This window comes from Arthrobacter sp. 05T444, assembly GCF_056395905.1.
In genome coordinates this window covers 399,718-423,490 of the sequence record NZ_JBFTKK010000002.1, presented here as the reverse complement: position 1 = coordinate 423,490, position 23,773 = coordinate 399,718, and the positions used below count along the sequence as shown (strand labels likewise).

The 23,773-nt window shown below is 66.1% G+C and carries 21 protein-coding genes and 1 riboswitch; of the genes, 11 read left to right on the top strand and 10 right to left on the bottom strand.

Annotation, left to right across the window (positions count from 1 at the left end; translation table 11 throughout):
* Positions 1 to 223: 223 nt before the first annotated feature.
* The 4 genes from AC1DD3_RS04085 to AC1DD3_RS04070 all read right to left on the bottom strand — a co-directional run bounded on the left by AC1DD3_RS04085 (position 224) and on the right by AC1DD3_RS04070 (position 5,576).
* Positions 224 to 1,324 (bottom strand): substrate-binding domain-containing protein, encoded by a 1,101-nt coding sequence (locus AC1DD3_RS04085; protein ID WP_230117095.1) that lies wholly within the window; start codon positions 1,322 to 1,324, stop codon positions 224 to 226.
* 52 nt (positions 1,325 to 1,376) lie between these two features.
* Positions 1,377 to 2,654 carry a multiple monosaccharide ABC transporter permease gene (mmsB, locus tag AC1DD3_RS04080; protein ID WP_230117096.1) on the bottom strand — a complete coding sequence of 426 codons (1,278 nt, stop codon included), beginning with the start codon at positions 2,652 to 2,654 and terminating at the stop codon, positions 1,377 to 1,379.
* Between the two features lie 44 nt (positions 2,655 to 2,698).
* Positions 2,699 to 4,255 carry a multiple monosaccharide ABC transporter ATP-binding protein gene (mmsA, locus tag AC1DD3_RS04075; RefSeq protein WP_230117097.1) on the bottom strand — a complete coding sequence of 519 codons (1,557 nt, stop codon included), beginning with the start codon at positions 4,253 to 4,255 and terminating at the stop codon, positions 2,699 to 2,701.
* Positions 4,256 to 4,385: 130 nt separating this feature from the next.
* A complete protein-coding gene (locus AC1DD3_RS04070; protein WP_230117098.1) occupies positions 4,386 to 5,576 on the bottom strand; it encodes an ROK family transcriptional regulator in 1,191 nt (396 codons plus the stop codon).
* Between the two features lie 209 nt (positions 5,577 to 5,785).
* Here AC1DD3_RS04070 and AC1DD3_RS04065 point away from each other — a divergent pair, with 209 nt between their 5' ends.
* Positions 5,786 to 6,607, top strand: a complete 822-nt coding sequence (locus tag AC1DD3_RS04065) for a nitrilase-related carbon-nitrogen hydrolase (protein ID WP_230117186.1) — start codon at positions 5,786 to 5,788, stop codon at positions 6,605 to 6,607.
* Here AC1DD3_RS04065 and AC1DD3_RS04060 read toward each other — a convergent pair whose 3' ends face one another.
* The gene (locus AC1DD3_RS04060) at positions 6,608 to 8,299 is read right to left on the bottom strand and encodes a PucR family transcriptional regulator (protein ID WP_476880979.1); all 1,692 of its coding nucleotides are present in this window, start codon (positions 8,297 to 8,299) and stop codon (positions 6,608 to 6,610) included.
* Complete coding sequence (gene alr / locus AC1DD3_RS04055; protein ID WP_230117100.1) at positions 8,289 to 9,539, bottom strand: alanine racemase; 1,251 nt, start codon at positions 9,537 to 9,539, stop codon at positions 8,289 to 8,291. Before alr ends, AC1DD3_RS04060 begins: the two co-directional genes overlap by 11 nt.
* Positions 9,540 to 9,640: 101 nt before the next feature.
* On the opposite strand from alr, the gene AC1DD3_RS04050 reads away from it, so the two are divergent.
* On the top strand, positions 9,641 to 11,182 hold the full coding sequence (locus tag AC1DD3_RS04050) for an amino acid permease (RefSeq protein ID WP_230117101.1): 1,542 nt from the start codon (positions 9,641 to 9,643) through the stop codon (positions 11,180 to 11,182).
* Entirely contained in the window at positions 11,179 to 12,927 is a 1,749-nt protein-coding gene (locus AC1DD3_RS04045; protein WP_230117102.1) for a flavin monoamine oxidase family protein, read from the top strand. The genes AC1DD3_RS04050 and AC1DD3_RS04045 overlap by 4 nt, the downstream gene beginning before the upstream one ends.
* 53 nt (positions 12,928 to 12,980) lie before the next feature.
* Here AC1DD3_RS04045 and AC1DD3_RS04040 read toward each other — a convergent pair whose 3' ends face one another.
* The 4 genes from AC1DD3_RS04040 to purU form a co-directional block, all read right to left on the bottom strand.
* A complete protein-coding gene (locus AC1DD3_RS04040) occupies positions 12,981 to 13,502 on the bottom strand; it encodes a gamma carbonic anhydrase family protein (protein WP_230117103.1) in 522 nt (173 codons plus the stop codon).
* 133 nt (positions 13,503 to 13,635) lie between these two features.
* The gene (locus tag AC1DD3_RS04035; protein WP_230117104.1) at positions 13,636 to 14,463 is read right to left on the bottom strand and encodes a DUF1206 domain-containing protein; all 828 of its coding nucleotides are present in this window, start codon (positions 14,461 to 14,463) and stop codon (positions 13,636 to 13,638) included.
* 94 nt (positions 14,464 to 14,557) lie between these two features.
* Positions 14,558 to 14,917, bottom strand: coding sequence for a class I SAM-dependent methyltransferase (locus AC1DD3_RS04030; protein WP_230117105.1), 360 nt, complete (start codon positions 14,915 to 14,917; stop codon positions 14,558 to 14,560).
* Positions 14,918 to 14,990: 73 nt separating this feature from the next.
* Positions 14,991 to 15,851: a formyltetrahydrofolate deformylase gene (gene purU, locus AC1DD3_RS04025; protein WP_476880978.1), complete on the bottom strand. Its 861-nt coding sequence runs from the start codon at positions 15,849 to 15,851 to the stop codon at positions 14,991 to 14,993.
* 42 nt (positions 15,852 to 15,893) lie between these two features.
* Positions 15,894 to 15,979: riboswitch (ZMP/ZTP riboswitch) on the top strand.
* A 173-nt stretch (positions 15,980 to 16,152) separates the two neighbouring features.
* Between purU and glyA the strand changes: the two genes are divergently transcribed.
* The 8 genes from glyA (at position 16,153) to AC1DD3_RS03985 (ending at position 23,733) form a co-directional block, all read left to right on the top strand.
* A complete protein-coding gene (gene glyA, locus AC1DD3_RS04020) occupies positions 16,153 to 17,460 on the top strand; it encodes a serine hydroxymethyltransferase (RefSeq protein ID WP_476880977.1) in 1,308 nt (435 codons plus the stop codon).
* 8 nt (positions 17,461 to 17,468) lie between these two features.
* A complete protein-coding gene (locus AC1DD3_RS04015) occupies positions 17,469 to 18,380 on the top strand; it encodes a bifunctional methylenetetrahydrofolate dehydrogenase/methenyltetrahydrofolate cyclohydrolase (RefSeq protein ID WP_230117108.1) in 912 nt (303 codons plus the stop codon).
* A gap of 106 nt (positions 18,381 to 18,486) precedes the next feature.
* Positions 18,487 to 19,734 carry a sensor histidine kinase gene (locus AC1DD3_RS04010; RefSeq protein ID WP_476880976.1) on the top strand — a complete coding sequence of 416 codons (1,248 nt, stop codon included), beginning with the start codon at positions 18,487 to 18,489 and terminating at the stop codon, positions 19,732 to 19,734.
* Complete coding sequence (locus AC1DD3_RS04005) at positions 19,731 to 20,396, top strand: response regulator (protein ID WP_476880975.1); 666 nt, start codon at positions 19,731 to 19,733, stop codon at positions 20,394 to 20,396. Before AC1DD3_RS04010 ends, AC1DD3_RS04005 begins: the two co-directional genes overlap by 4 nt.
* A gap of 189 nt (positions 20,397 to 20,585) precedes the next feature.
* The gene (locus AC1DD3_RS04000; protein WP_230117111.1) at positions 20,586 to 20,900 is read left to right on the top strand and encodes an SHOCT domain-containing protein; all 315 of its coding nucleotides are present in this window, start codon (positions 20,586 to 20,588) and stop codon (positions 20,898 to 20,900) included.
* A gap of 163 nt (positions 20,901 to 21,063) precedes the next feature.
* The gene (locus AC1DD3_RS03995; RefSeq protein ID WP_230117187.1) at positions 21,064 to 22,035 is read left to right on the top strand and encodes an ABC transporter ATP-binding protein; all 972 of its coding nucleotides are present in this window, start codon (positions 21,064 to 21,066) and stop codon (positions 22,033 to 22,035) included.
* On the top strand, positions 22,028 to 22,903 hold the full coding sequence (locus tag AC1DD3_RS03990) for an ABC transporter permease (RefSeq protein WP_230117112.1): 876 nt from the start codon (positions 22,028 to 22,030) through the stop codon (positions 22,901 to 22,903). Before AC1DD3_RS03995 ends, AC1DD3_RS03990 begins: the two co-directional genes overlap by 8 nt.
* A complete protein-coding gene (locus AC1DD3_RS03985) occupies positions 22,900 to 23,733 on the top strand; it encodes an ABC transporter permease (RefSeq protein WP_476880974.1) in 834 nt (277 codons plus the stop codon). Before AC1DD3_RS03990 ends, AC1DD3_RS03985 begins: the two co-directional genes overlap by 4 nt.
* Positions 23,734 to 23,773: the final 40 nt, after the last annotated feature.

The window sequence follows — 23,773 nt, the reverse complement described above, 5'->3', positions numbered from 1 at the left end:
GAGTCGGAGCCAAAGCTATGCGTTTGCTGTGACTGTTTCCCAGCGCCCTCCGGGAGGTGCAGGAGGGTTGAGAGTTTTGTTGCGAAAGGTGCAGGAGGGTTGAGAGTTTTGTTGCGAAAGGTGCAGGAGGGTTGGGGAGGAAAGCGACGAGCCCCGGCCCTCCCTTGCGGGGGAGCCGGGGCTCGTCGGTGCCAGTGTCTGGAACGCTGGGACGCCTGTGACCTTACTTCGTGATCGGTCCGAGTACCGGATCGCCCACGTAGGCCGTCTTGACGTTCTCCTTGGTCACGATGACCGGCTCCAGCAGGTACGCAGGAACGGTCTTGACCTTGTTGTTGTAGGACTTGTCGTCGTTGATTTCAGGCTTCTTGCCGGCCTGGATGTCCTTGACCATGACGATCGCGTGCTCAACGAGCTTGCGGGTGTCCTTGTTGATGGTGGAGTACTGCTCGCCGGCCATGATGGACTTGACGGACTCAACCTCGGAGTCCTGGCCGGTGACAACCGGAAGCGGCTTGCCGGCGGCCTTGACTGACGTCAGTACTGCACGGGCCAGGGTGTCGTTCGGGGACAGGACGCCGTCCAGCGAAGCGGAGGAGTAGCTGCCGGTCAGCAGCGTGTCGGCACGGCGCTGGGCATTTTCTGCCTTCCAGCCCTGGGTGACGGCCTGTTCGAACGACTTCTGGCCGGAAACCACCTTGAGGGTGCCGTCGTCGATCTTCGGCTGGAGCACCTTCATCGCGCCGTCGAAGAAGACCTTCGCATTGGCGTCGTCGGGGGATCCGGCAAAGAGCTCGATGTTGTACGGTCCCTGGGCCTTCTTCTTCGCCATGCCCTCGAGGAGTGCCTGGCCCTGCAGCTCGCCGACCTTGAAGTTGTCGTAGGCCACATAGTAGTCCACGTTCTCGGTGTTCAGCAGCAGACGGTCGTAGGCGATGATGGTCGCGCCGGCGTCCTTGGCCTGCTTGAGCTGGGTGCCAAGCTGGGCGCCGTCGATGGCGCCAACGATGATGACCTTGGCGCCCTTGGTGATCATGGCGCTGATCTGGTTCTGCTGCTCCGAGACGCCGCCGTTGGCGAACTGGACGTCTGCTTTGAAGCCGGCGCCGGTGAGTCCGTCGTTGAACAGCTTTTCCGCCAGGACCCAGTTCTCACTGGTCTTCTGGGGGAGCGCGACGCCAATCGAGGAGTTCTGGGGGAAAGCCTCGCCGCCAGCTGTGCCACCGCCCGTTGTACCGGAGTCGGAACGGCCGCAGGCTGTCAGCGCCAGTGCCGCAATGGCAGCGATCGCTGCCGCCTTTCCTGCTTTACCAATCATTCGCATTGTTGGTTCACTTTCTATAGGGGTGGGAAATGCTTCCGGGGAGTGGCGGTGCTCAGGCTTCCCGGGAGATGGTTTCTTTGGTGGAAGTTGTCTCGTCCGGCTGGAGCGACGTGCCGCCGCTGGGGCGGTTGAAGCTCTGGGTCAGCATGCCGATGATGGACCTCTTTCCCTGGCTCTTGTTGTAGACGTCGAACGCCACGGCGATCAGCAGGACCAGGCCCTTGATGATCTGGGTGAGGTCGGCGCCGACGCCGAGGAGCTGCAGGCCGTTGTTCAGCACTGCCATCACAAGGCCACCGACGATCGAGCCGATCACGGTGCCGACACCGCCGGTCACGGCGGCGCCGCCGATGAACACGGCCGCGATGGCGTCTAGTTCCCAGCCGACGCCGTCGAACGGTCCAGAGGCGGTGGACCGGCCCACGAAGATCATGCCGGCTAGGCCGGCCAGGATGGACATGTTCATCATGACCAGGAAGTTGACCTTCTTGGACTGGACGCCGGAGAGCTCGGCTGCATGCCGGTTGCCGCCCACCGCGTACACGTGGCGGCCGACGACGGTCTTGGCGGAGATGAACCCGTAGATCAGGACCAGGACGGCGAGGATGAGCCCGGGGATGGGGAACGAGGTGCCCGGGCGGCCCGTGGCGAACAGGTACGTGGCGTACAGGATGGCACCGCAGATCAGCACGAGCTTGGTGATGACCACCCAGGCCTCGGGGACCTCGGCGCCGAGTGCCTTGGCGGTGCGGCGGGAGCGGATTTCACTGAAGATCACGAATGCGACGCCCAGCAGGCCGAGCAGCAGGGTGAGGTTGTTGAAACCCGTGTTCGGGCCGACCTCGGGAAGGTAGCCGGAGCCGATGTACTGGAAGTCGGCGGGGACCGGGATGGTGTTGGACTTGCCGACGAACTGGTTGAAGCCGCGGAACAGCAGCATGCCGGCCAGCGTGACGATGAAGGCGGGAATCCCCACGTAGGCCGTCCAGAACCCTTGCCAGGCGCCGATCAGGGCTCCGAGCGCGAGCCCGAGGAGGATGCCCAGGTACCAGGGGATTCCCCAGTCCCTGATGGCAAGGGCCACGGTGACGCCGACAAACGCTGCCACAGAGCCGACCGACAGATCGATGTGGCCGGCGATGATGACCAGCACCATGCCGATGGCCAGGATCAGGATGTAGGAGTTGCCGTTGAAGAGATTGATGACGTTGCCGGGGGTGAGCGTGCGGCCTTCAGTGGCGAATTGGAAGAAGACGATCAGGGCAACCAGGGCGAAGATCATGCCGAATTGGCGGGTGTTGCCGCCAAAGAGCTTCTTGAGCGCGTTCATTGTGTCAGTCCTTGTTCTGGAAGGTTCTGGAGGATTCCAGAGGGTCAGGCGGTTTTTCTGGCGGAAGTCATAAGTTTCATGAGGCTTTCCTGGCTGGCTTCGTCTTTGTCCACGACGCCGGTGATGGCGCCTTCGAAGATCGTGTAAATGCGGTCGGAGAGGCCGAGCAGTTCAGGCAGTTCGGAGGAGATGACGATGACTCCCTTGCCCTGGTTGGCCAGCTGCTGGATGATGCCGTATATCTCGTACTTGGCGCCGACGTCGATGCCGCGGGTGGGCTCGTCCAGGATCAGCAGGTCGGGATCGGTAAACATCCACTTCGCAAGGACCACCTTCTGCTGGTTGCCGCCGGAGAGCTTGGCCACGCCTTCCTCCACGGATGGCGTCTTGGTGCGCAGCGATTTGCGGTATTGCTCGGCCACCGTGAACTCCTTGTTGACGTCCACCACGAAGTGCTTGCTGATCTTGTGCAGCGCCGCCGAGACGGTGGTGGTCTTGATGTCATCCAGGAGGTTCAGGCCCAGGGACTTCCGGTCCTCGGTGACGTAGCCGAGGCCGGCGTCGATGGCCTGTTTGACGTTCTTGAGGTGGAGTTCCTTGCCGTCCTTGTAGATGCTGCCGGTGATGTAGCGGCCATAGGAACGGCCGAACACCGACCGTGCCAGTTCGGTGCGGCCGGCTCCCATGAGGCCGGCGAAGCCGACGATCTCGCCCCGGCGGACGAAGAAGTTAGAGCCTTTGCAGACAATGCGGTCCTGGACCTGCGGGTGCCCGACGGTCCAGTTCTTGACCTCGAACAGGACCTCGCCGATCTTGGGCACGTGGTCCGGGAACCGGGACTCCAGCGTGCGGCCGACCATGCCCTTGATGATCCGGTCCTCGTCGACGCCGTCGGCCTTCACGTCCAGGGTCTCGATGGACTTCCCGTCGCGGATGATGGTGATGGAATCCGCGATCTGCTCGATCTCGTTGAGCTTATGGGAAATGATGATGGACGTGATGCCGCGGCCTTTCAGGCCCAGGATCAGGTCCAGCAGGTGCTGGGAATCGGATTCGTTCAGCGCCGCGGTGGGCTCGTCGAGGATGAGCAGCTTCACGGACTTGTTCAGCGCCTTGGCGATCTCCACAAGCTGCTGTTTCCCGACGCCGATTTCCTTGACAGGAGTATCCGGGTCCTCCCGCAATCCCACCCGTGCGAGCAACTCGCGGGTCCGGGTGCGGGCCTCGGCCCAGTCGATAACGCCGCGCTTGACGGGCTCGTTGCCCAGGAAGATGTTCTCCGCGATGGAGAGCTCCGGGATCAGCGCGAGCTCCTGGTGGATGATCACGATTCCGGCGTGCTCGCTGGCACGGATGTCCTTGAACTGCTGGACCTGTGCCTGGTAAACGATGTCGCCGGTATACGTGCCGTGGGGGTACACCCCCGAGAGGACCTTCATCAGCGTGGACTTGCCGGCGCCGTTCTCACCGCAGATCGCGTGGATCTCTCCGGCCTTCACCAACAGGCTTACCTCGGCCAAAGCTTTAACGCCGGGGAATTCCTTGGTGATGGAGCGCATCTCGAGGATTACGGGATCGCTATGCGTGTCGAGGGACGTCATTTGCCCTTACGCCTCCAATGCGTGACTTCGTTGTCCGCCCTGCAAAACGCAGGGCCGTCTGATGAAAAAGTAAACTGGATCACAACCCTTGTCGTCAAGTCTTTAACGCAACGGGCAGGTAACGAAAACCTTACGAACGCCGGATTCCGGCGTGTTGGAAGACCAGGGCCGCCGCGCCCAGAGCCTCGGCGCGGTCGCCCAAAGAGGACATTGTCAGGGTCGTCGTTTCTCCGATAACAGGGACTGCGTGCCGCACCAGACCCCTGCGGACGGGGTCCAGCAGGAGCTCGCCGAGCCCGGCCAGCGGGCCGCCCACCACTATCACCTCCGGGTTGATCAGGTTGGCCACGTTGCCCAGCGCACGCCCGACTGCCAAGCCGGCGTCGTCCACCACGCGAAGGGTGGCCGAGTCCCTTGCCAGCGCTTTGCGGACAATGTCCTCGGGTGTCAGCGGCTTTTCCTCCCCCCGGCTCAGCAGCTCGATCATGGTGGTGGTGGAGGCGATGGTCTCGAGGCAGCCCCTGTTGCCGCACCGGCAGATCAGTCCGTGTTCGTGGATCGTGGCATGGCCGATTTCACCCGTGATGCCTACGTTGCCGTAGTACGGGTTGCCGTTGAGAATCAGCCCGGCGCCAATGCCCGAACCGATCTTCATAAACATGAGGTTGCTGATGCCGCTGTGCGGTCCCCACGTGACCTCGGACAATGCCCCAAGATTGGCGTCGTTGTCGATGAATATGGGGAACTGCAGGGTGTTTTCGAGGTGTTCCAGGATGTTGATACCCACCCATTCGGGGAGGATGGCGCCTTGGGCCACCGTGCCCGTCCGGCGGTCTATGGGGCCGGGGATGCCGACGCCGGCACCCACTATGGCGCTGCGCTCCACTCCGCTGTCGGTGAGCAATTTGGACAGCAGCGTGACGGCGGCCAGGATGCCCTGATCGGCGTGGTGCCCGAGGGGAAGCAGGACGGATTCCTCGGCGATGATGTGGTAGCTCAGGGAGGCAAGCACCACGCGCAAGTGCCGGCGGCCGAAGTCGATGCCCACAGCCACCGCGCCGTTGCTGTTCAGCCGCACGTTGAGCGCCCGCCGCCCGGAACTGGTAATCGGCTCGGTGGAGGCCAGGCCGGAATCCTGCATGATTTTCACGATGTTGGACACGGTCGCGGTTGACAGGCCCGTTTGCCGGGCGAGTTCCGCCTGGGTTGAGGGTCCGTTCAGCAGGCATTCGATGATCCGCTGCTGGTTCAGATGCCGGAGAGCGGACTGCGACCCTGGGTTTTTAGTTCGGCTCCTCGTTGAGCGCGATGTTGAGGGCATGCTTAGAAGAGTGCACCATCGCAGCCTTGCAGTCAAGAAGTTAACGCAAGGGAGGGGTTCTCATTGCCCGGGTGCAGGCGGACAATACGTCCCGCAGGCCGACTTCGACGGTGCAAATGGCCCGGGTTAAGGACTTACGGCCGGGGCTACGCTGAAGACAAAGGCGGTCCGGTCCAGGCGGACATTCGCAAAAGACTCTTGAGGTGATCATGGTGTTGCTGGCGCTGATGCAGGCAAACTCCACTGTTTTGGATGTGGAACACAACTGCCGTGCGGTTGATGAGGCGGCGCAGAACGCGGCGGCGGCAGGTGCGCGCGTGTTGCTGACCCCCGAACTGTTTCCGGTGGGCTACGCGCCGCTGCGGGTCCGCACGGAACTGGACCCTGCCGGCCTCTCCGCGATCCGCAGTACCTTGGCGGACATCGCCCGGCGCCGCAGCATCGCGATCGTCTACAGCCTTCCTGCCATCGCGGCCGACGGGCAATGGCAGATCTCGGCGACCCTGGTCAGCAACCACGGTGAGGAACTGCTCAGCTACTCCAAAGTCCACCTGTTCGGGCCCGAGGAGCGCAAGGCGTTCAGCCCCGCCGAAGCAGCCCCCGCCGTCGTGGATCTAGACGGGATCAAGACGTCACTGGCGATCTGCTACGACGTGGAATTTCCCGAGACCGCGCGTGCCGCGGCCGCCCGCGGCGCCGACCTGCTCCTCGTTCCCACCGCGCTTGCCCACGGATTCGACGAGGTTCCCCAGATCCTCCTGCGTGCCCGTGCGCTGGAAAGCCAACTGACGGTGGCCTACGCCAACCACTCGGGCACGGAAGATGGCTGCGAATTCCTCGGCGGAAGCGTGATTGCCGCTCCGGACGGTTCCCTGCTGGCCGCGGCCGGGTCCGGCCCGGAACTGCTGTTCGCTGACGTCAGCGCCGAGGCGGCCCGGCAGGCAAGGGAGACCGTGCCGTACCTGGCCGAACGCCGTCCGCGCGTCTACCGCGCGTGGGAAGACGGCCTGGATGTGGACGGCCCGGGTTAATTACGTCACGGGACCGGCCGTCGCGGCGCCGGCGGCCGGCAACAGCTCGTCCACGTACTGCAGGGCGATCCACAGCTCGGCCCGTACCTGCGCCTGGTTGAGGTCGCTGTCCAGCAGTTCCGCCACGGCGTTGATCTGCCGCCGGACGCTGTTGCGGTGCAGTCCGAGCACCTTGGCCGTGGCATCCCAGCTTCCGTTTTCGCCCAGCCACGAGCGCAGGACCGCGAGCTGCGCGTCCCGGCGTTCGGGCTCCTGGCTGAGCAGAGGCTCCAGCAGGCGGCCCGCCAGCATGGTGCCGGCTTCGCGGCCCAGCAGGCCGGCCACCGTCCACGAGACGTCATCCACCCGCGCGCTCTTTCCGGTGTTCCTGACCCGGGACCGGAGTGACGTCACGCGCTGGTACGCGCCTGCCAGCCCCGCCAGTTCGGTGGCGTCCCCGATGACCAGGCGCCAGCCGAGTTTTTCGACTTCGCCCACCAGGGCGTCGTCGACCTTCAGCCGCGTGACGGCCGCGAAGCCGTAGTCCGTGATCTCCACGAGCTTCGTGTCGAACAGCCGCCGCCACTGCAGCAGTTCCCGCACCGGGCTGTCGCCCGCCGGCCATGCGGCATGCTCCGCCTTGATGCCCTGCACCACCCGCAGCGGGGCCGATCGGGTGGAGGACGTGCTTTGGGCCAGCAGGTCCCTGAGGCCGTTGACATGCTTCGTTCCTCCGCTTGCCAGGCTGTCCGGGTGCAGCAGCAGCGCGGTGGCCAGTTGGCTGGGGGCGAGGGACCCGCTGGTCCGCTGCCGGACCAGCAGTTCCAAGAGTCCGACGGCGGATGACACCACGCTGTTCTGCGACGGCGTCGGCGGGGCGTCAGTGCCCAGGATCAGAGCGCCAAGGTTGGCGTCGCGGGTGCTGCGCAGCGGATGCCCGAACACCAGCGCGGAGCCGGGAACGTCGAAGGAATCCATCTCCACCCGGGGCCCGCTGCCGCCCAGGAGCCGTTCCAGGATCTGCTGCAGTGCGGGAAGCTCGACGCCAGCGCCCGCCCGGGCGCGGACCCTTCCGTCCGCGCCGACCAGCACCGCCCACACCGGGACCCGTTGGGTCAGCGCGGCCAGGAGTTCGTGCTCGGGGCGGGCGGAAAGGACCGCGCGCATCAGCTGCCGGTTGGTGTCCGCCAGTTGCCTGAACAGTTTGGCGTTGTCCGATTCGAGCAGCTGTGAGAACTCCAGCCCGATGGCCGCGAACGGCACCGTGCTGGGCACTTCCACCAGTGTCAGGTTGTGCCGGACGCAGGCGTCGACCAGTGCCTCCGGCGCAGCGTTGAAGTAGGGCTCAAGGCCGAAACCCAGGGCACCTACGCGGGCTCCCACCAGGCGCCGCACGTAGGCATCAACCCTGGCTTCGTGGCCTGCCTCGCCCACAAAAGGCAGCCCCGCGGTGAGGAGGAACTCGCCGTCGAGCAGATACGGGGTGGGATCCTCAAGCTCACTGGGCTCGACCCACCGGAGCAGGCCGGTGCCGTTGCCGCCGTCGTGAAGGATCTTCAACTCAGGCGGCAACTTGTCCAGGAACTGCTGGAGCGTGACAACGCTCAGCCGTTCGGTCCCGGTCCCGGCGCCGGCGCCGGCTCCGGCCCCGGCCCCGGCCGCGGTCCCGGAGCCCGTTCCGGTTCCGGTTCCGGCGGCAGCCTCAGGCGACATGGTTCGCACCGTCTTCGGGGTCCTGGTAGTCGGGGCACTCGTAAGCCCTGGGCAGGCCGCTATTAAGGGGCGGGCCGTAGGTCCGGGGGAGGCGGGGCGCGATTCTGTTGATGATTTCGTCGCCGTGGCTGCCGATGGCCGAGCCCCAGTCGTCAGCGCTCGCCGCTCCGGTGTCCGGATCACCAAACAGCACGGCGGTGTCGCCGACGGACACGCCGCCGGTTTCCGGGCCGAGATCCACCATGAACTGGTCCATGCACACCTTGCCGATCACGGGCACCCGCCTGCCGCCCAGCTGGACCATGCTGCGGCCGGAAATGCCTTTGGGAATGCCGTCCGCATAGCCCAGCGGAATCAGCCCCAGGAACCGCGCCTCATGCGTGATGGCCTGGTGTTCGTAGCTCACGCCGGTGCCCGCAGGCACCCTCTTGACCAGCACCACGGGAGCCGTCACGGTGAGGGCAGGACGCAGCCCGAAATCCGCCGGATCCAGGTGGTCGGCAGGCGCCAGGCCGTAGACGGCCAGTCCGGCCCGCACCATGTCGAAGGCGAACTCGGGGCGGTCCAGAATGTTGGCGGAACTGGAAACGTGCCTGAGTTCCGGATCCAGCCCGCCTTCCCGGGCCAGCCGCACGGCGTCCTCGAAGGCGTTTACCGCGGCGGCGTTGCTGGGGTGCGCGGGCACGTCGGCCCAGGCCAGGTGGGTCCAGATTCCCCTGACGGTGAGCGTTCCCTCAAGCTCGGCGCTGCGTGCGGCGGCCACAAGGTCCGGCCAGTCCTCGGTGCGGGCGCCGCCTCGGCTCAGCCCGCTGTCCAGCTCCAGATGGACCGCCGCCGGCTTTCCGAGCGCGCGGGCGATGCCCGCCACCACATCCAGCTGGGCGGCGCTGCCCAGGGACATGTCGACGTCGTTTTCCAGGGCCTCGCGAATGATGTCGCTGGACGCCGTGGCCAGGTACAGCCAGGACAGAACCGGGGCGGTGATGCCGGCCCGTCGCAGCGCGAGGGCTTCGGTGAGCTGCGCGGTCCCGAGCCAGTCGGCCCCGGCGGCAAGGGCTGCCTGGGCCACGTCCACCAGCCCGTGGCCGTAGGCGTTGCCCTTGACCACCGCCATGAAATGCGGCGCAGAAGTGAGCGCCCGGAGGGCCCGGACATTGTCGGAAATGGCAGTCAGGTCAACGCTGACCTGGCCGGAAAACACGGCAGAGGGCGTGGTTTTCTTTTGTGCATTACGTCTCATGCCAGAACACTATAGGTCATTTTGCACAACAGTGAGAGGTGCCTCACACGTCTAGGCTAGGGCGAGGGGAATCGACAACTACTCACGAACGGACGTCAACGATGACTGTGCCCACCTACACAGAACAGCGGCCGGCGGCGCCGGCCGGCCGGCCCGGCCTGGCAGCCCAGCTGCTGCGCCGCAAGCCGATCGGACAGATGGTCACTGAAGCCGAAACAGGCCACGGCGGACCCCGCCTGGTCCGCAGCTTCGGCGTCCTGCAGCTGACCATGATCAGCGTGGGTGCCACCCTCGGAACCGGCATCCTGGTGATTCTGGGTGAGTCGGTACCGCTGGCCGGGCCGGCCATCTGGATCTCTTTCGCCATCGCCGGCGTGGCCGCCCTGCTGTCCGCCGTGTCGTACGCCGAAATGGCCGGCCTGGTGCCGGTGGCCGGCTCCAGCTATTCCTACAGCTACGCCACCCTGGGTGAGGGCATGGCGTGGATCTGCGGCTGGTGCCTCGTGCTGGAATACGCCGTCTCGGTGGCCGCCGTCGCAGTGGGCGCCGGCCAGTACGTGAACGAGGCCCTGGCGGTCTTCGGCATGGTCATGCCGGACGCGATCTCCCAGCCGCCCGGTGACGGCGGCGTCATGAACATCCCGGCCATGATCATTGTTCTCCTGGCCATGATCCTGCTTGTACGGGGTGCCAAGGAAAGCGCCTGGATCAACACGGCCATAGTGGCTATCAAGGTGGTCATCCTGCTCTTCTTCTGCGCGGTTGCCTTCACAGCCTTCAACGCCGGCAACTTCGAGCCTCTTATGCCCATGGGTGCCGCCGGGGTGTCCGCCGCAGCCTCCAGCGTTTTCTTCTCCTACATCGGCTTCGACGCCGCATCCACCGCCGGCGAGGAAGCCCGCAACCCCAAGCGCGACCTGCCGCGGGCCATCATGCTCTCCATGTTGATCGTCACCACCATCTACGTCCTGGTTGCCGTGGCCGCCATCGGCGCCCGGCCCTGGGGCTGGTTCGACGGTAACGAAGCCGCGCTCGTCAAGATCCTTGAGGAGACCACCGGTCAGCCGTGGATCGCCCTCGTCTTCGCCGTGGGTGCCGTCCTGGCCATCGCCAGCATCGTGCTGACCGTCCTCTACGGACAAACCCGCATCCTGCTCTCCATGGCCCGCGACGGACTCATGCCCAAGGTCTTCGGCCGGGTCTCGCCGAAGACCGGCACTCCGGTTGCCGGCACGCTGATCGTGGGCATCCTCGTCGCCCTCACTGCCGGGCTGGTTCCGCTCGGTGCCCTGGCCGACGCCACCAGCATCGGCACCCTCTTCGCCTTCGCGCTGGTAAACGTCGCCGTCATCTACCTGCGCCGCACCCGGCCAGAGCTCAAACGGACCTTCCGGGTCCCTTTCTTCCCGCTCACCCCGATCCTCGGTGCGCTCATGTGCGCCTACCTGATGGCTAACCTGGGCGTCGATACCTGGGTGACCTTCGGGATCTGGATGCTGGTAGGCCTGGCCGCCTACTTCGGCTACGGCCGCCGCAACTCAAGGGTGGCTTCCCTGAGTCACGAGGAATACCGTGAATTGTCCAGCCGCGAACTTTCGAGCACCACGTCAACCCCCGAAACCATGAAGGCAGAGCTTCCATGACCATCGCCACCGAACTGCCCGCCTCGGATCCGTCCAGCGTCGGCACCTCCGCCGGCACCCTGACCGGCACCGCAGCGGCCGCTTCCGACAAGCTGGACCAGGCCCCTATCACCATGCTGAACCCGGACTTCCCGTTCAGCTACGACCACTACCTCGCCCACCCGGACGGACTGGGCTCCGTGCCGGCCGAGCTATACGGCACAGAAGTGGCTGTGGTGGGTGCGGGATTGTCTGGACTTGTCACCGCCTACGAACTCATGAAGCTCGGGCTGCGCCCGGTAGTCTATGAAGCCGACCAGATCGGCGGCCGCCTGCGCACGGCCAGCTTCCCCTCCGCTCCGGGAGTGGTTGCGGATCTGGGCGGCATGCGTTTCCCGGTGTCAGGCAAGGCGTTCTACCACTACGTTGACTTGTTGGGCATCGAGACCCAGGACTTCCCCAACCCGCTGGCCCCCGCAACCTCCAGCACTGTGATCGAACTCGCCGGGCAGAAGCACTACGCAAGCACCGCGGCGGACCTGCCGCCGTTCTTCCGCGAAGTGGCCGAGGCCTGGAAGGCGGCCGTGAACGACGGCGCCAAGTTCAGTGAGATGCAGGACGCCATCCGGGCTCGCGACACAGCGCGGATCAAGGAGCTCTGGAACGAGCTGCTGCCGCTGCTGGACGAACAGACCTTCTACGGCTTCATTGCCGGAAGCGACTCGTTCAAGGAGGCGGGCTTCGCGCACCGCGAGGCCTTCGGCCAGGTGGGCTTCGGCACCGGCGGCTGGGACACGGACTTCCCCAACTCCATCCTGGAGATCCTGCGCGTCGTGTACACGGACGCCGACGACCAGCACCGTCTCATCGCCGGGGGAGCGCAAAGGCTCCCCGAGGCACTGTGGCACCACGCGCCGTCGGGCATGGCCCATTGGCCGGAGGGGACGTCACTGGCGTCGCTGCACTCGGGCTCCCCGCGGGGAGCCGTTGACCGGATCAGCCGCGATGCCAGCGGCGACCTGCGCATCCGCGAGCGGTGGGGCCGCGAGTCCGCGTACCCGGCCGTGGTCACCACATGCCAGTCGTGGCTGCTGTCCACGCGCATCCACACCGAGGAGGCGCTGTTCCCGGCGGAGCTCTGGACGGCGATTGAGCGTTCCCACTACATGCAGTCGTCCAAGACCTTCGTGATGGTGGACCGGCCTTTCTGGAAGGACATCGACCCCGCCACCGGCCGCGAGGTCCTGTCCATGACGCTGACAGACCGCCTTAACCGCGCCACGTACCTGTTGGACAACGGACCGGACAAGCCGGCAGTGATCCTGCTGTCCTACACCTGGAACGACGACGCCCTGAAGTGGCTCGCGCTCGACGCCGACCAGAGGGTCGAGCTGATGCTGCACTCGCTGGAGCAGATCTACCCGGGCGTGGACATCGCGAGCCACATCGTGGGCCAGCCCATCACCGTCTCCTGGGAAGCTGACCCCAACTTCATGGGTGCATTCAAGGCAAACCTGCCGGGGCACTACCGCTACCAGCAGCGGCTCTTCAGCCACTTTAAGCAGGACAAGCTGCCGGAAGCGCAGCGCGGGCTCTTCCTGGCCGGCGACGACATCTCGTTCACCGCCGGCTGGGCCGAGGGCGCCGTGACCACCGGGCTGAACGCCGTGTGGGGCGTGGTAAACCACCTCGGCGGTTCGTCGTCCGCTGCGAACCCGGGCCCCGGCGACCTGCTCGACGCGCTGGGACCCATCAGCCTGGACTAGCCGCTGGTTGAGCTCGTCAAAACCGTGATCTCGACGAGCTCGGTCAGCCGCTGCTAGCTGGCGTGCAGTTCGCGGTGTGCCTGCGCGAGTTCACGGTAGTGGGCGGCGTTGCGCTTCACGCCGTCGAACTCCTCATCCGAGAGTTCGCGGCGCACCTTGGCCGGTACACCGGCCACCAGGGAGCGCGGCGGAACCACGGTTCCTTCGAGGACCACGGCGCCGGCGGCCACGAGCGAGCCGGCGCCGATCACTGCGCCGTTGAGTATGGTGGCGCTCATGCCGATGAGGCAGTCATCCTCAACGGTGCAGCCGTGGACCACGGCGCTGTGCCCGACGCTGACACGTGCCCCGACGCTGCAGGGGAAGCCGGGGTCGGCGTGCAGCACTACGTTGTCCTGCAGGTTGCTGCCGGCGCCGACGCTGATCGTCGCGGTGTCCGCCCGCACGGAAACGCCGTAGAAGGCGCTGGCGTCCTCCGCGAGCGTAGCCCGGCCGATGATCGACGCTGTCGGCGCCACGAATACCGAGGGGTGGATGTCCGGGGTGTCGCCGGCGAAAGAATATATGGGAGCCATGCCACCAGCCTAAGACACCCGTTCGGCCCATTTGCGTAGCAGCTCGCGCCGGCCTCAGGCTGAGCGAAAAATTGGCCGAACGGGGGATCGCCTCATGTCCGGGAATATTTCCGTATATGCGCCGGCGGGGAGCTTACATCCGTGCGAATTTGGCCTTCACCATCAGGTAGAGCCCGTAGCAGATCAGGCCGGCGCCGACGGCGGTGAGCATGTACACCCCGTACGGCTGCTCGCGCAGTGCCTTCAACCCGCCATCCAGGCCAGTGGACTCCTGGGGGCGGGCGTTGGCGGTGGCGATGATGAACAGCAATCCCACCAGAAACAGTGCGACGCCCTCGGCCACGTAGCCGACGACGCCCAGCCCGGTCACGACGGAACGGGCGGTGCCCGAGGACGGCAGCCGGAGCTCCTTCTTGAACGATCCTTTGACTCCGAGGACCACGAAGACAAGGCCGCCGATGGCGATCGCGGCCCCGATGGCGATCAGCAGGACCGCACCTCCGGGCGCTTTGATGATTGAGAGGGTGAAATCACTGGTGGTCTTTCCGCTGTTCTTGCTGTTGCCGCTTGCGGAGGCGGCGAACGTCAGCGCGATGACTGCGAACACCACCGCCTTGCCGGCTGCGGAAATCTTCTTGCCCACCTTCTTCTTGGCCTCCAGCTGACCGTAATCGAACACGGAGTTACTGATTTGCCAGAGAGTCAGAGCTACGCAGGCGGCGAATCCGGCCCAGAGCAGCAGCAGACCCTGCGGCTGGGCGGCGAGTTGGGCGACTGCACCGGCTTGGTCGGCCGGTCCCGCCTTTCCCGCCGTGCCTAATGCCAACTGGATGGCGACGAACCCGATAAGCAGGTGCAACAGGCCGCTGACGGCAAAACCTGCTCTGGCGGCAATCACGAGAGCCCTGGAATTCGATGCGTCCTCGACCGCGTTCGCGGCGTCCTTCAGCTCTTTCTTCATTGCCCATCCTTAGCGCAAGCGCAAATGCAGATGCGGTGGCGGATAATACACCCTATTTTGTCACGTGAGTGCACGCTCAGACACGGTTGGGTGGTCAGGGGAGGACGACGGCGATCGGCGCGCCTGGTGCCGCCACCCGCTCGAGTTCCCGTACGACGTCGTCCGCCTCCTCAGCGGTGAGCCCCGCCAGAGCCTGCACTGCCCACACCGCTGGGAAGCTGTGGTCCGCGAAAGGCAGGCGGGCGGGTTCCGCGACGGAAACGCTGAGGCGGCGGGAGAGGGCGTACCGGACGTTCCCGTCGAACGGGTCCACCCCGGTGTAGTGGATGCCGGCCCGAACGAACCTGAGGCCGTCCTCGCCGGGGCCGCAGCAGACGTCCAGCACTGCGTGGCGCCCCTGGGCTTTGAGCAGCGCGATGAAGGTTTCCAGCGAAGTTTCGGTCAGCAGGGTCATGGCGTTAACCAGTCTGAGTTAAAACCCGCCTGCTGGGAACAAGCCCGCGGTGACCAGGTCAGCTAAGGACGGGTCAGTTGAAAACCACTGTCCGGTTGCCGTCGAGGAGCACCCGGTGCTCGGCGTGCCACTGCACGGCCTGGGCGAGGGTCCGGCCTTCAACGTCGCGGCCCATCTGCACGAACTGCTCCGGAGTGCGCGCGTGGTCCACCCGGATCACCTCCTGCTCGATGATGGGGCCCTCGTCCAGCGCGGCGGTGACGTAGTGGGCGGTGGCGCCGATCAGCTTCACGCCGCGGGCGTGGGCCTGGTGGTACGGCTTGGCGCCCTTGAAGGACGGCAGGAAGGAATGGTGGATGTTGATGGCCTTGCCGGTCAGCTCGGTGCACAGTTCGTCGGAGATGATCTGCATGTAGCGCGCCAGCACCGTCAGTTCGACATCGTTCTCCGCCATGATGGCGCGAAGCTTGTCCTCGGCCTGCGCTTTGGTGTCGGGTGTGACCGGAATGTGGTGAAACGGGATCCCGTAGAACTCCGCGAGCCCGGCCAGATCGTTGTGGTTGGAGACGATGGCCGGAACCTCGATCGGCAGCGTGCCGGAGCGCTGCAGGAACAGGAGGTCGTTGAGGCAGTGGGCGGACTTGCTCGCCATGAGCAACGTGCGGACCTTCTGGCCCACCGGGTGGAGGCTCCACTGCATGCCGAACGCCCCGGCCACGGGCTCGAGTGCCGCGTGGACGTCGGCCCGGGAGGCGGCGGTCGTTGCTTCAACGCGCATGAAGAAGGTGCCGGTGGACTGGCTGCCGTACTGCTGGGAGTCCGTAATGTTGCAGCCTGCCACGAGCAGGGCGCCGGCGACGGCGTGGACGATCCCGGGGCGGTCGGGGCAGGAAAGGGTTACTACGTACGCTTTGGCGAACTGGTCTTCAATCACGAAGAACAGCCTACCCGCGCGGAGGCCTGCCTTTTGGTAGTCTGGTGGGGTCGCAACTGGCGTTGGGTGGCTAACCACCAGGGAGCGGCAATCACGAAGACCACGGATCGTACGCCTGGGCCGAGGGTCATGTTTTGCCGGCAGGGTGCTGCGCTTCTCGAAGAGCGGTCACCCGGTTCGCTGCGGTGCCCTGAACGGACAAGCGTCCGGGACAGTCCTGTGACTTGTCATCAAGGGGCGGAGCAACGTCCCAGCCGGTAGCCTGACCTTAGCAGTGCCCATCCCTAGCCAGGAGTTCTTCGTGACTACTTCACCGACTTCCGTCAGCACTTCCTTCACCGTCAGCAACCAGCCGCTGGCTGAACTCGATCCCGAGATCGCCGCAGTACTGGACCAGGAACTCGGCCGCCAGCGCGGCACCCTGGAAATGATCGCCTCCGAAAACTTTGCACCGCGCGCTGTTATGGAAGCCCAGGGCTCCGTCCTGACCAACAAGTACGCCGAGGGCTACCCGGGCCGCCGCTACTACGGCGGCTGCGAGTACGTCGACATCGCCGAGCAGCTGGCAATCGACCGCGTCAAGGAACTGTTCGGCGCCGAATACGCCAACGTCCAGCCGCACTCCGGCGCGCAGGCCAACGCCGCCGCCCTGTCCGCCATGATCACTCCGGGCGACAAGATCCTGGGCCTCTCCCTGGCGCACGGCGGCCACCTCACCCACGGCATGAAGCTCAACTTCTCCGGCAAGCTGTACAACGTGGCGGCCTACCAGGTTGAGCAGGACAACTTCCGGGTCGACATGGACAAGCTGCGCGAGCAGGCCATCGCCGAGAATCCGCAGGTCATCATCGCCGGCTGGTCCGCCTACCCGCGCCACCTCGACTTCGCAGCCTTCCGCTCCATCGCCGATGAAGTGGGCGCCCTCCTCTGGACCGACATGGCGCACTTCGCCGGCCTCGTGGCAGCCGGACTGCACCCGAGCCCGGTGCCGCACTCCGACGTCGTCACCTCCACCGTGCACAAGACCCTGGCGGGTCCCCGCTCCGGTGTGATCCTGGCAAAGCAGGCGTGGGCCAAGAAGCTCAACTCCAACGTCTTCCCGGGCCAGCAGGGCGGCCCGCTCATGCACGTCATCGCCGCCAAGGCTGTGGCCTTCAAGATCGCCGGCACCGCAGAGTTCAAGGAGCGCCAGGAACGCGTCCTCGAGGGCGCCAAGATCATCGCGGACCGCCTCAACCAGTCCGACGTCGCCGAAGCCGGCGTCTCGGTCCTCACCGGCGGCACCGACGTGCACCTGGTCCTGGTTGACCTGCGTAACTCGCAGCTGGACGGCCAGCAGGCCGAAGACCTCCTGCACTCCGTGGGCATCACCGTCAACCGCAACGCCGTGCCGTTCGACCCCCGCCCGCCGATGGTCACCTCCGGTCTGCGCATCGGCACCCCGGCGCTGGCAACCCGCGGTTTCGGCGCCCAGGAGTTCACCGAGGTTGCAGAGATCATCGCCTCCGCACTGAAGGCAGGGTCCGGCACCGATGTGGAGGCACTGCAGGCCCGCGTGGACAAGCTGGCCGCCGACTTCCCGCTGTACCCGCAGCACGAGCAGTGGTGAACCCCTCTATGGCGCAGACCGCGAAGGTCCTTGACGGTAGGGCAGCCGCTGCCGCCATTAAATCCGAGCTGGCTGAGCGCGTGGCGGTCCTGAAGGCCCGCGGCGTCACTCCGGGCATTGCCACCGTACTCGTGGGCGCGGACCCTGCCTCGCAGCTGTACGTGTCCATGAAGCACAAGCAGTCTGTGGAGATCGGGATGAACTCGATCCAGCGTGAGCTTCCGGCGGATGCCACCCAGGCCCAGGTTGAGGCCCTCATTGACGAACTCAATGCGGATCCTGCGTGCCACGGCTACATTGTGCAGCTGCCGCTGCCCAAGCACCTGGATACCGACGCGATTCTTGAGCGGGTTGACCCCGCCAAGGATGCCGACGGCCTGCACCCGACCAACCTTGGCCGGCTGGTGCTCAATGTCAACGGCGAGATCACCTCGCCGCTGCCGTGCACGCCCCGCGGCGTCATCGAGTTGCTGGAGCGCAACGGCTACAGCCTCGCGGGCAAGCACGTCGTGGTGGTCGGCCGCGGCGTCACGATCGGCCGCTCGATCGGCCTGCTGCTCACCCGGCGGGCCGTGAACGCCACCGTGACGCTGACGCACACCGGCACCAAGAACCTCTCGGAGCTGCTGCGGCAGGCGGACGTCATTGTGGGGGCGGCGGGTGCCAAGCACATCGTCAAGGCTGCGGACATTAAGCCGGGCGCGGCCGTGCTCGACGTCGGTGTCACCCGTGAAACCGATCCCGAGACGGGCAAGAGCAAGGTCCATGGCGACATCGATCCTGCCGCTGCCGAGGTAGCCGGGTGGATTTCGCCGAACCCCGGCGGCGTCGGTCCCATGACCGTGGCGCTGCTCATGACCAACGTGGTCGAAGCCGCGGAACGCCAACTGGCAGCGGGAAGCACCTCCGGCGTCGGCTGATTTCGCTCTCCACTGCCCGGACCGTAGGGCGCCTACTCCTGCCGGAGTAGGCGCCCTACGCCGTTAAGCAGACGACGACCAGCGCGCCCGCGGCTAGGCTCGGACTATGCAGCGCCGTTTCCGGGGACCGCCCACCGCCGTCATCGTGACCGCTGTGGCGGTTTTCCAGATTGTCGGCACCTTCTTCGCCTCCGCCCGGCAGCCGGACCACCGGCCCCTGGATGTACTCGCCTTCGTCCTGCTGCTGCTGGGGCCGGCCTCGTTATCGTTGCGGCGGCGCGCTCCGCTGGTCATGCTGCCGGTTGCGGCAGCGGCCGTCACGGCCTATTTGGCGCTCGGCTATGCGTGGGGCCCGGTGTTCCTGTCGCTGGCCCTCGCCATCGTGTTCTCCGCGGCGGCCGGCAAACGCTGGCAGACCTGGGCGTTGGCAGGCGCGTGCGCTGCCGTGCTGGTGGCTGTGTCACTGCTGGCCGGCGATGACGCATCCCTGATCCGGGCCTTCGCTGGAACATCGTGGCTGGGCATCCTCGTCCTGTTCGGGGAAGGTGCCAGGCTGCGCGGCGAGCGGGTTGCCGAACGCCGCCGCCAACGTGAAGCCCGGGAGCAGGCCGCGCGCGACGAGTACCGGCTTGCGCTCGCCCGGGACATCCACGACGTCGTGGCGCACTCACTCTCGCTGATCAACGTCCGCGCCTCAGTGGCGCTGCACCTGGGGGAGAAGGATCCGGGCCAGTTCCGCCCGGCACTGGAGGCGATCAAGACAGCGAGCAAGGAATCGCTGGCGGAGATCCGCCAGCTTCTGGGAGTCCTCCGCGACGACGCCCCGCTGGGCCCGGCCCCGCTGGGCCCAGCCCCGCTGGGCCCGGCCCGGTTGGACCCGGCCCGGTTGGACCCTGCCCCGCTCAGCCCGGTGCCGCCGCCACAGCTGCAGCGCGTCGCCTGGCTCGCGGAAGGCGCCCGCAACGCCGGTCTGGAGGTGGTGCTGACCCAGCCGGACCCGGACGTTTCGAGCCGCCTTCCAGAGGCGGTGCAGGAGGTGGCCTACCGGATCGTCCAGGAGTCCCTGACGAATGTGGTGCGGCACGCCGGAGCGCGGAAGGCCGGCGTCGTCCTCGCCCTGGAAGATCCGGAATCACCGGCAGAGTCCGGCGGCGGCCGGCTCACCGTGACAATCGACGACGACGGCGCTGGCGCCGCCGGAGTTCCCGAAGGGAACGGCGTGACCGGAATGCGGGAGCGGGCGGCCGCCCTGGGCGGCACGCTTGAGCTCGCTGCACTCGAGCCGGGCTGGCGGGTCCGGGCCATTCTGCCGGTCCCCGCCCCGCCGCTGCAGGAGATGGACGGCAGGCCATGATCCGCATCCTGCTGGCCGACGACCAGAACCTCATCCGGGCTGGTTTCCGCGCACTGCTGAACGCCGAACCGGACATGGCCGTGGTGGCCGAGTGCGGGACCGGCCGCGACGCCGTGCGCCTGGCGGCCCGCGAGCATCCGGACGTGGTGCTCATGGACATTCGCATGCCCGGCGGCGACGGGCTTGAGGCCACACGGCAGATCATGGCCGCCGAGGACCTGGCAGGCACGCGGATCATAATCCTGACCACCTTTGAACTGGACGAATACATCGCGGAGGCGGTGCGGGCCGGGGCGGCCGGATTCCTGGTCAAGGACACGGAACCGGAGGAGCTGCTCCGCGCGGTGCGCGTGGTCCACGACGGCGACGCCCTCCTGTCGCCCGCAGTGACCCGCCGCATCATGGCCCTGCTGGCCGTGCAGTCGCGTGCGTCCCGGCCCCCGGCCTCGCTGGACCAGATTACGGAGCGCGAACGCGAGGTCCTGCGGTTGGTGGGTGAAGGCCTGAACAACGCAGAGATCGCTGAACGGCTGTTCATCACGCCGCTCACGGCCAAGACGCACGTCTCCCGGATCATGACCAAGCTGCTGATCAGGGACCGGGCACAGCTGGTGGTGCTCGCCTACGAATCGGGGCTGGTGCGCCCGGGCTGGGCCGGCTGACGGCGCTGGGCTGACTCAAGGCGCTGGGCAGCTTAAAGGTGTAGGCCAAAGGCGTAGGTGCACGCCTCCTGCCGGAGTAGGCGGGCATCCCAAGGTGACTCCCGGCGGCGGACGCCCCCCCGCCGTCGAACGGCAAGACTCGGAACAGAGCCGAAAGACGGCCCTCCACCGAGAGTTTGGATGACTGAAATGCTTACTTCACTTGCCACCACCCTGGCTGCGGCGGCCTCGCAGCTGCCGGCGGACACTGTTGTATACGGGGGCCCTTGGAATGGCGGCGGCTTCTCACCGTGGTTCCTGCTGTTCCCGCTGTTCTGGATCCTGGTCATCGGGCTGTTCATTTTCGTGGCGAGGCGCACCTGGCGCCGGAACCACGAGTGGGCAACGGCCCGCGGCGGTGAAAGCGTTTTGCGGGAGCGCTATGCACGCGGCGAAATCGATGAATCGGAGTACCGCCAGCGGCTGCGGGTCCTCCGCGGCGACGCCACGACCGGCGGAAAATAGGCCCACGAAGATCGGCGCCTGCTGGGGCCGGGACCGTCAAGAGGCGGGGTCGGCCGCGGCGGCGCCGATCTTTTGAGACCGGGCTATTCCTTTGGCAGGGCCCGAGTACTAGCGTGGTGGAGTGCCTGAACTCCATTCCGCCGAAGAAACGTCTGAAAAACCTGTGTCCACCGAAGAAGCCGGGTCCGCCCACGAATCCGGGTCAGCCGCACGGCCGTACGTCATCACCGCGGAAAACCTAACCAAGACCTATGGCGACGTCACCGCCGTCGACGGCATTTCCTTCAGCGTTCCGGCGGGGGAGTCCTTCGGACTGCTGGGGCCCAACGGTGCAGGGAAATCCACCACCATGAAGATGATCGGCGGGGTGGCCCAGCGCACCTCCGGAAGCCTGACAATCATGGGCCTGGACCCGGAACAGCACGGGCCGGAGGTCCGCGCGCACCTGGGCGTCGTGCCGCAGCAGGACAACCTGGATGAGGAACTCAGGGTCCGTGACAACCTGCTGGTCTACGGCCGCTATTTTGGGCTGCCGATTAGCTACCTTAGGCCCAAAGCGGACGAGCTCCTCGAATTCGCCCAGCTGACGGACAAGGCCAAGTCCAAGGTGGACGCGCTGTCCGGCGGCATGAAGCGGCGGCTGACGATTGCACGTTCGCTCATCAACGAGCCCCGCATCCTGCTCCTTGACGAACCCACCACGGGCCTTGACCCGCAGGCCCGGCACATCCTCTGGGACCGGCTGTTCCGGCTCAAGGAACAGGGCGTCACCCTGATCCTCACCACCCACTACATGGACGAAGCGGAGCAGCTCTGCGACCGGCTCATCGTGGTGGACAAAGGCCGGATCATGGCCGAGGGGTCGCCCGCCAGCCTGATCCGGGACTACTCCACCCGCGAGGTCCTGGAACTGCGGTTCGGCTCCGAGCGCAACGCCAGCGTCGGCGCGGAACTGGAGGGAATCGGCGAACGGCTGGAGACCCTCCCGGACCGCGTCCTCATCTACACCCACGACGGTGAAGCGGCCCTCGAGGAAGTCTCCGCCCGCGGCCTCCGCCCGCTCACCTCGCTGGTGCGCAGGTCCTCGCTGGAGGACGTTTTCCTCCGGCTGACGGGCAGGAGCCTCGTTGACTGAGCCGTCGTTCGCAGACGAAGTCAAGGAGCGCCCGACGTCGGTACCTCCTTTGCGGGCCCACTCACCGGAGGTTTCGGCCGCCAAAGCAAGGCGCTGGGGCGCGTTCTACTACGCCGAGCAGGTCCTGCGGGTGATGAAGGGCTACGGCTGGTCTATCTTCCTGTACAGCGTGGGGCAGCCCGCGGCCTACCTGTTCGCCATGGGCGTCGGCCTGGCCACACTCGTGGACACCGGCGGCGCTGCGGCGTTCGGCGGCGTGAGCTACATAACCTTCATCGCGCCGGCGCTCCTCATCTCGGCCGCCGTCATGACCGCCGCCACCGAATTCACGTTCCCTGTGATGGACGGCTTCAAATGGCGGCGGGTCTACTTCGGGCCCCACGCCTCGCCGCTCACCCCCGAGCAGATCGCGGGCGGGCAGATCATCGCCGTGACCGTGCGCTTCTTCCTCCAGTCCGCCATTTACTTCGTGATCGTGGCGCTCTTCGGCGCCTCGCCGAGCGGCTGGGGCTGGGTCTCCATCCTCGTGGCCACGCTTGCGGGCCTGGCCTTCGGGCTCCCGCTGATGGCCTACGCCGCCACCATCAAGGAAGACAAAGGCCAGTTTGCCATGGTCATGAGGTTCATCGTGATGCCGTTGTTCCTGTTCTCCGGGACGTTCTTTCCGCTGGACACGCTGCCCGTTGCGGTCCGCTGGGTCGGTTGGATTTCGCCCATCTGGCACGGGACGGAGCTTGGCCGGGTCGTGAGCTACGGCTATGAGGAATCGCCCGTGCTCACCATCATCCACATTGCCTTCCTGCTCGGACTCGCCTGGCTTGGCTGGGTCCTCACCAAGCGCCAATTCGCCAGGAGGATGGGGCAGTGACAATCCTGACCCAGGGCCACGGCGTCACCGAGGAAGCGCGTAACAGGCGCTTCGGGCCGCTGTATTCACGCAACGCCAAGGCGGTGATCGGACGCGGCCTGATGGCCACCAAAAGCAGCAACTGGATGGTCATGCTGTCCGGGTTCTTCGAGCCCGTGCTGTTCCTGCTCTCCATGGGCGTCGGCATGGGCGCCGTGGTGGGAACCGTCCAGGGCCCGGGTGGCCAGGAAATCAGCTACGCGGCGTACATCGCGCCTGCCCTCCTGGCAGTCTCGGCCATGAACGGGGCCGTGTACGACTCCACCTGGAACGTCTTTTTCAAGATGAACTTCGCCAAGCTCTACCAGGGGATGCTCTACACGTCGCTGGGGCCGCTGGATGTTGCCGTGGGGGAGATTTTCCTGGCGCTGCTGCGCGGACTGCTGTACGCCACGGGGTTCACCGCAGTGATGGGCGTCATGGGCCTCATCACCACGCCATGGGCCCTCCTGATGATCCCCGCCTCGGTTCTCGTCGCCTTCGGCTTCGCCAGCTTCGGCATGGGCATCACGAGCTTCATGAAGACCTTCCAGCAGATGGACTGGATCAACTTCATCATGCTTCCCATGTTCCTGTTCAGCGCCACGTTCTATCCGCTCAGCGTCTACCCGCAGTACATCCAGTGGCTGATCCAGGCCATGCCTCTCTGGCACGGCGTTGAGCTGCTGCGGCAGATCAGCGCGGGGGCTTTCACGCCCGCGACGGCCGTCCACATCGGCTACTACCTGGTGATGATCGTGCTCGGGCTCGCGCTGACCACCGGCAGGCTCAGGAGCCTGTTCCTCAAGTAGCCGTCCGCCGGTGCTGCCAGCCGGTGCTGTTCGCCGGTGC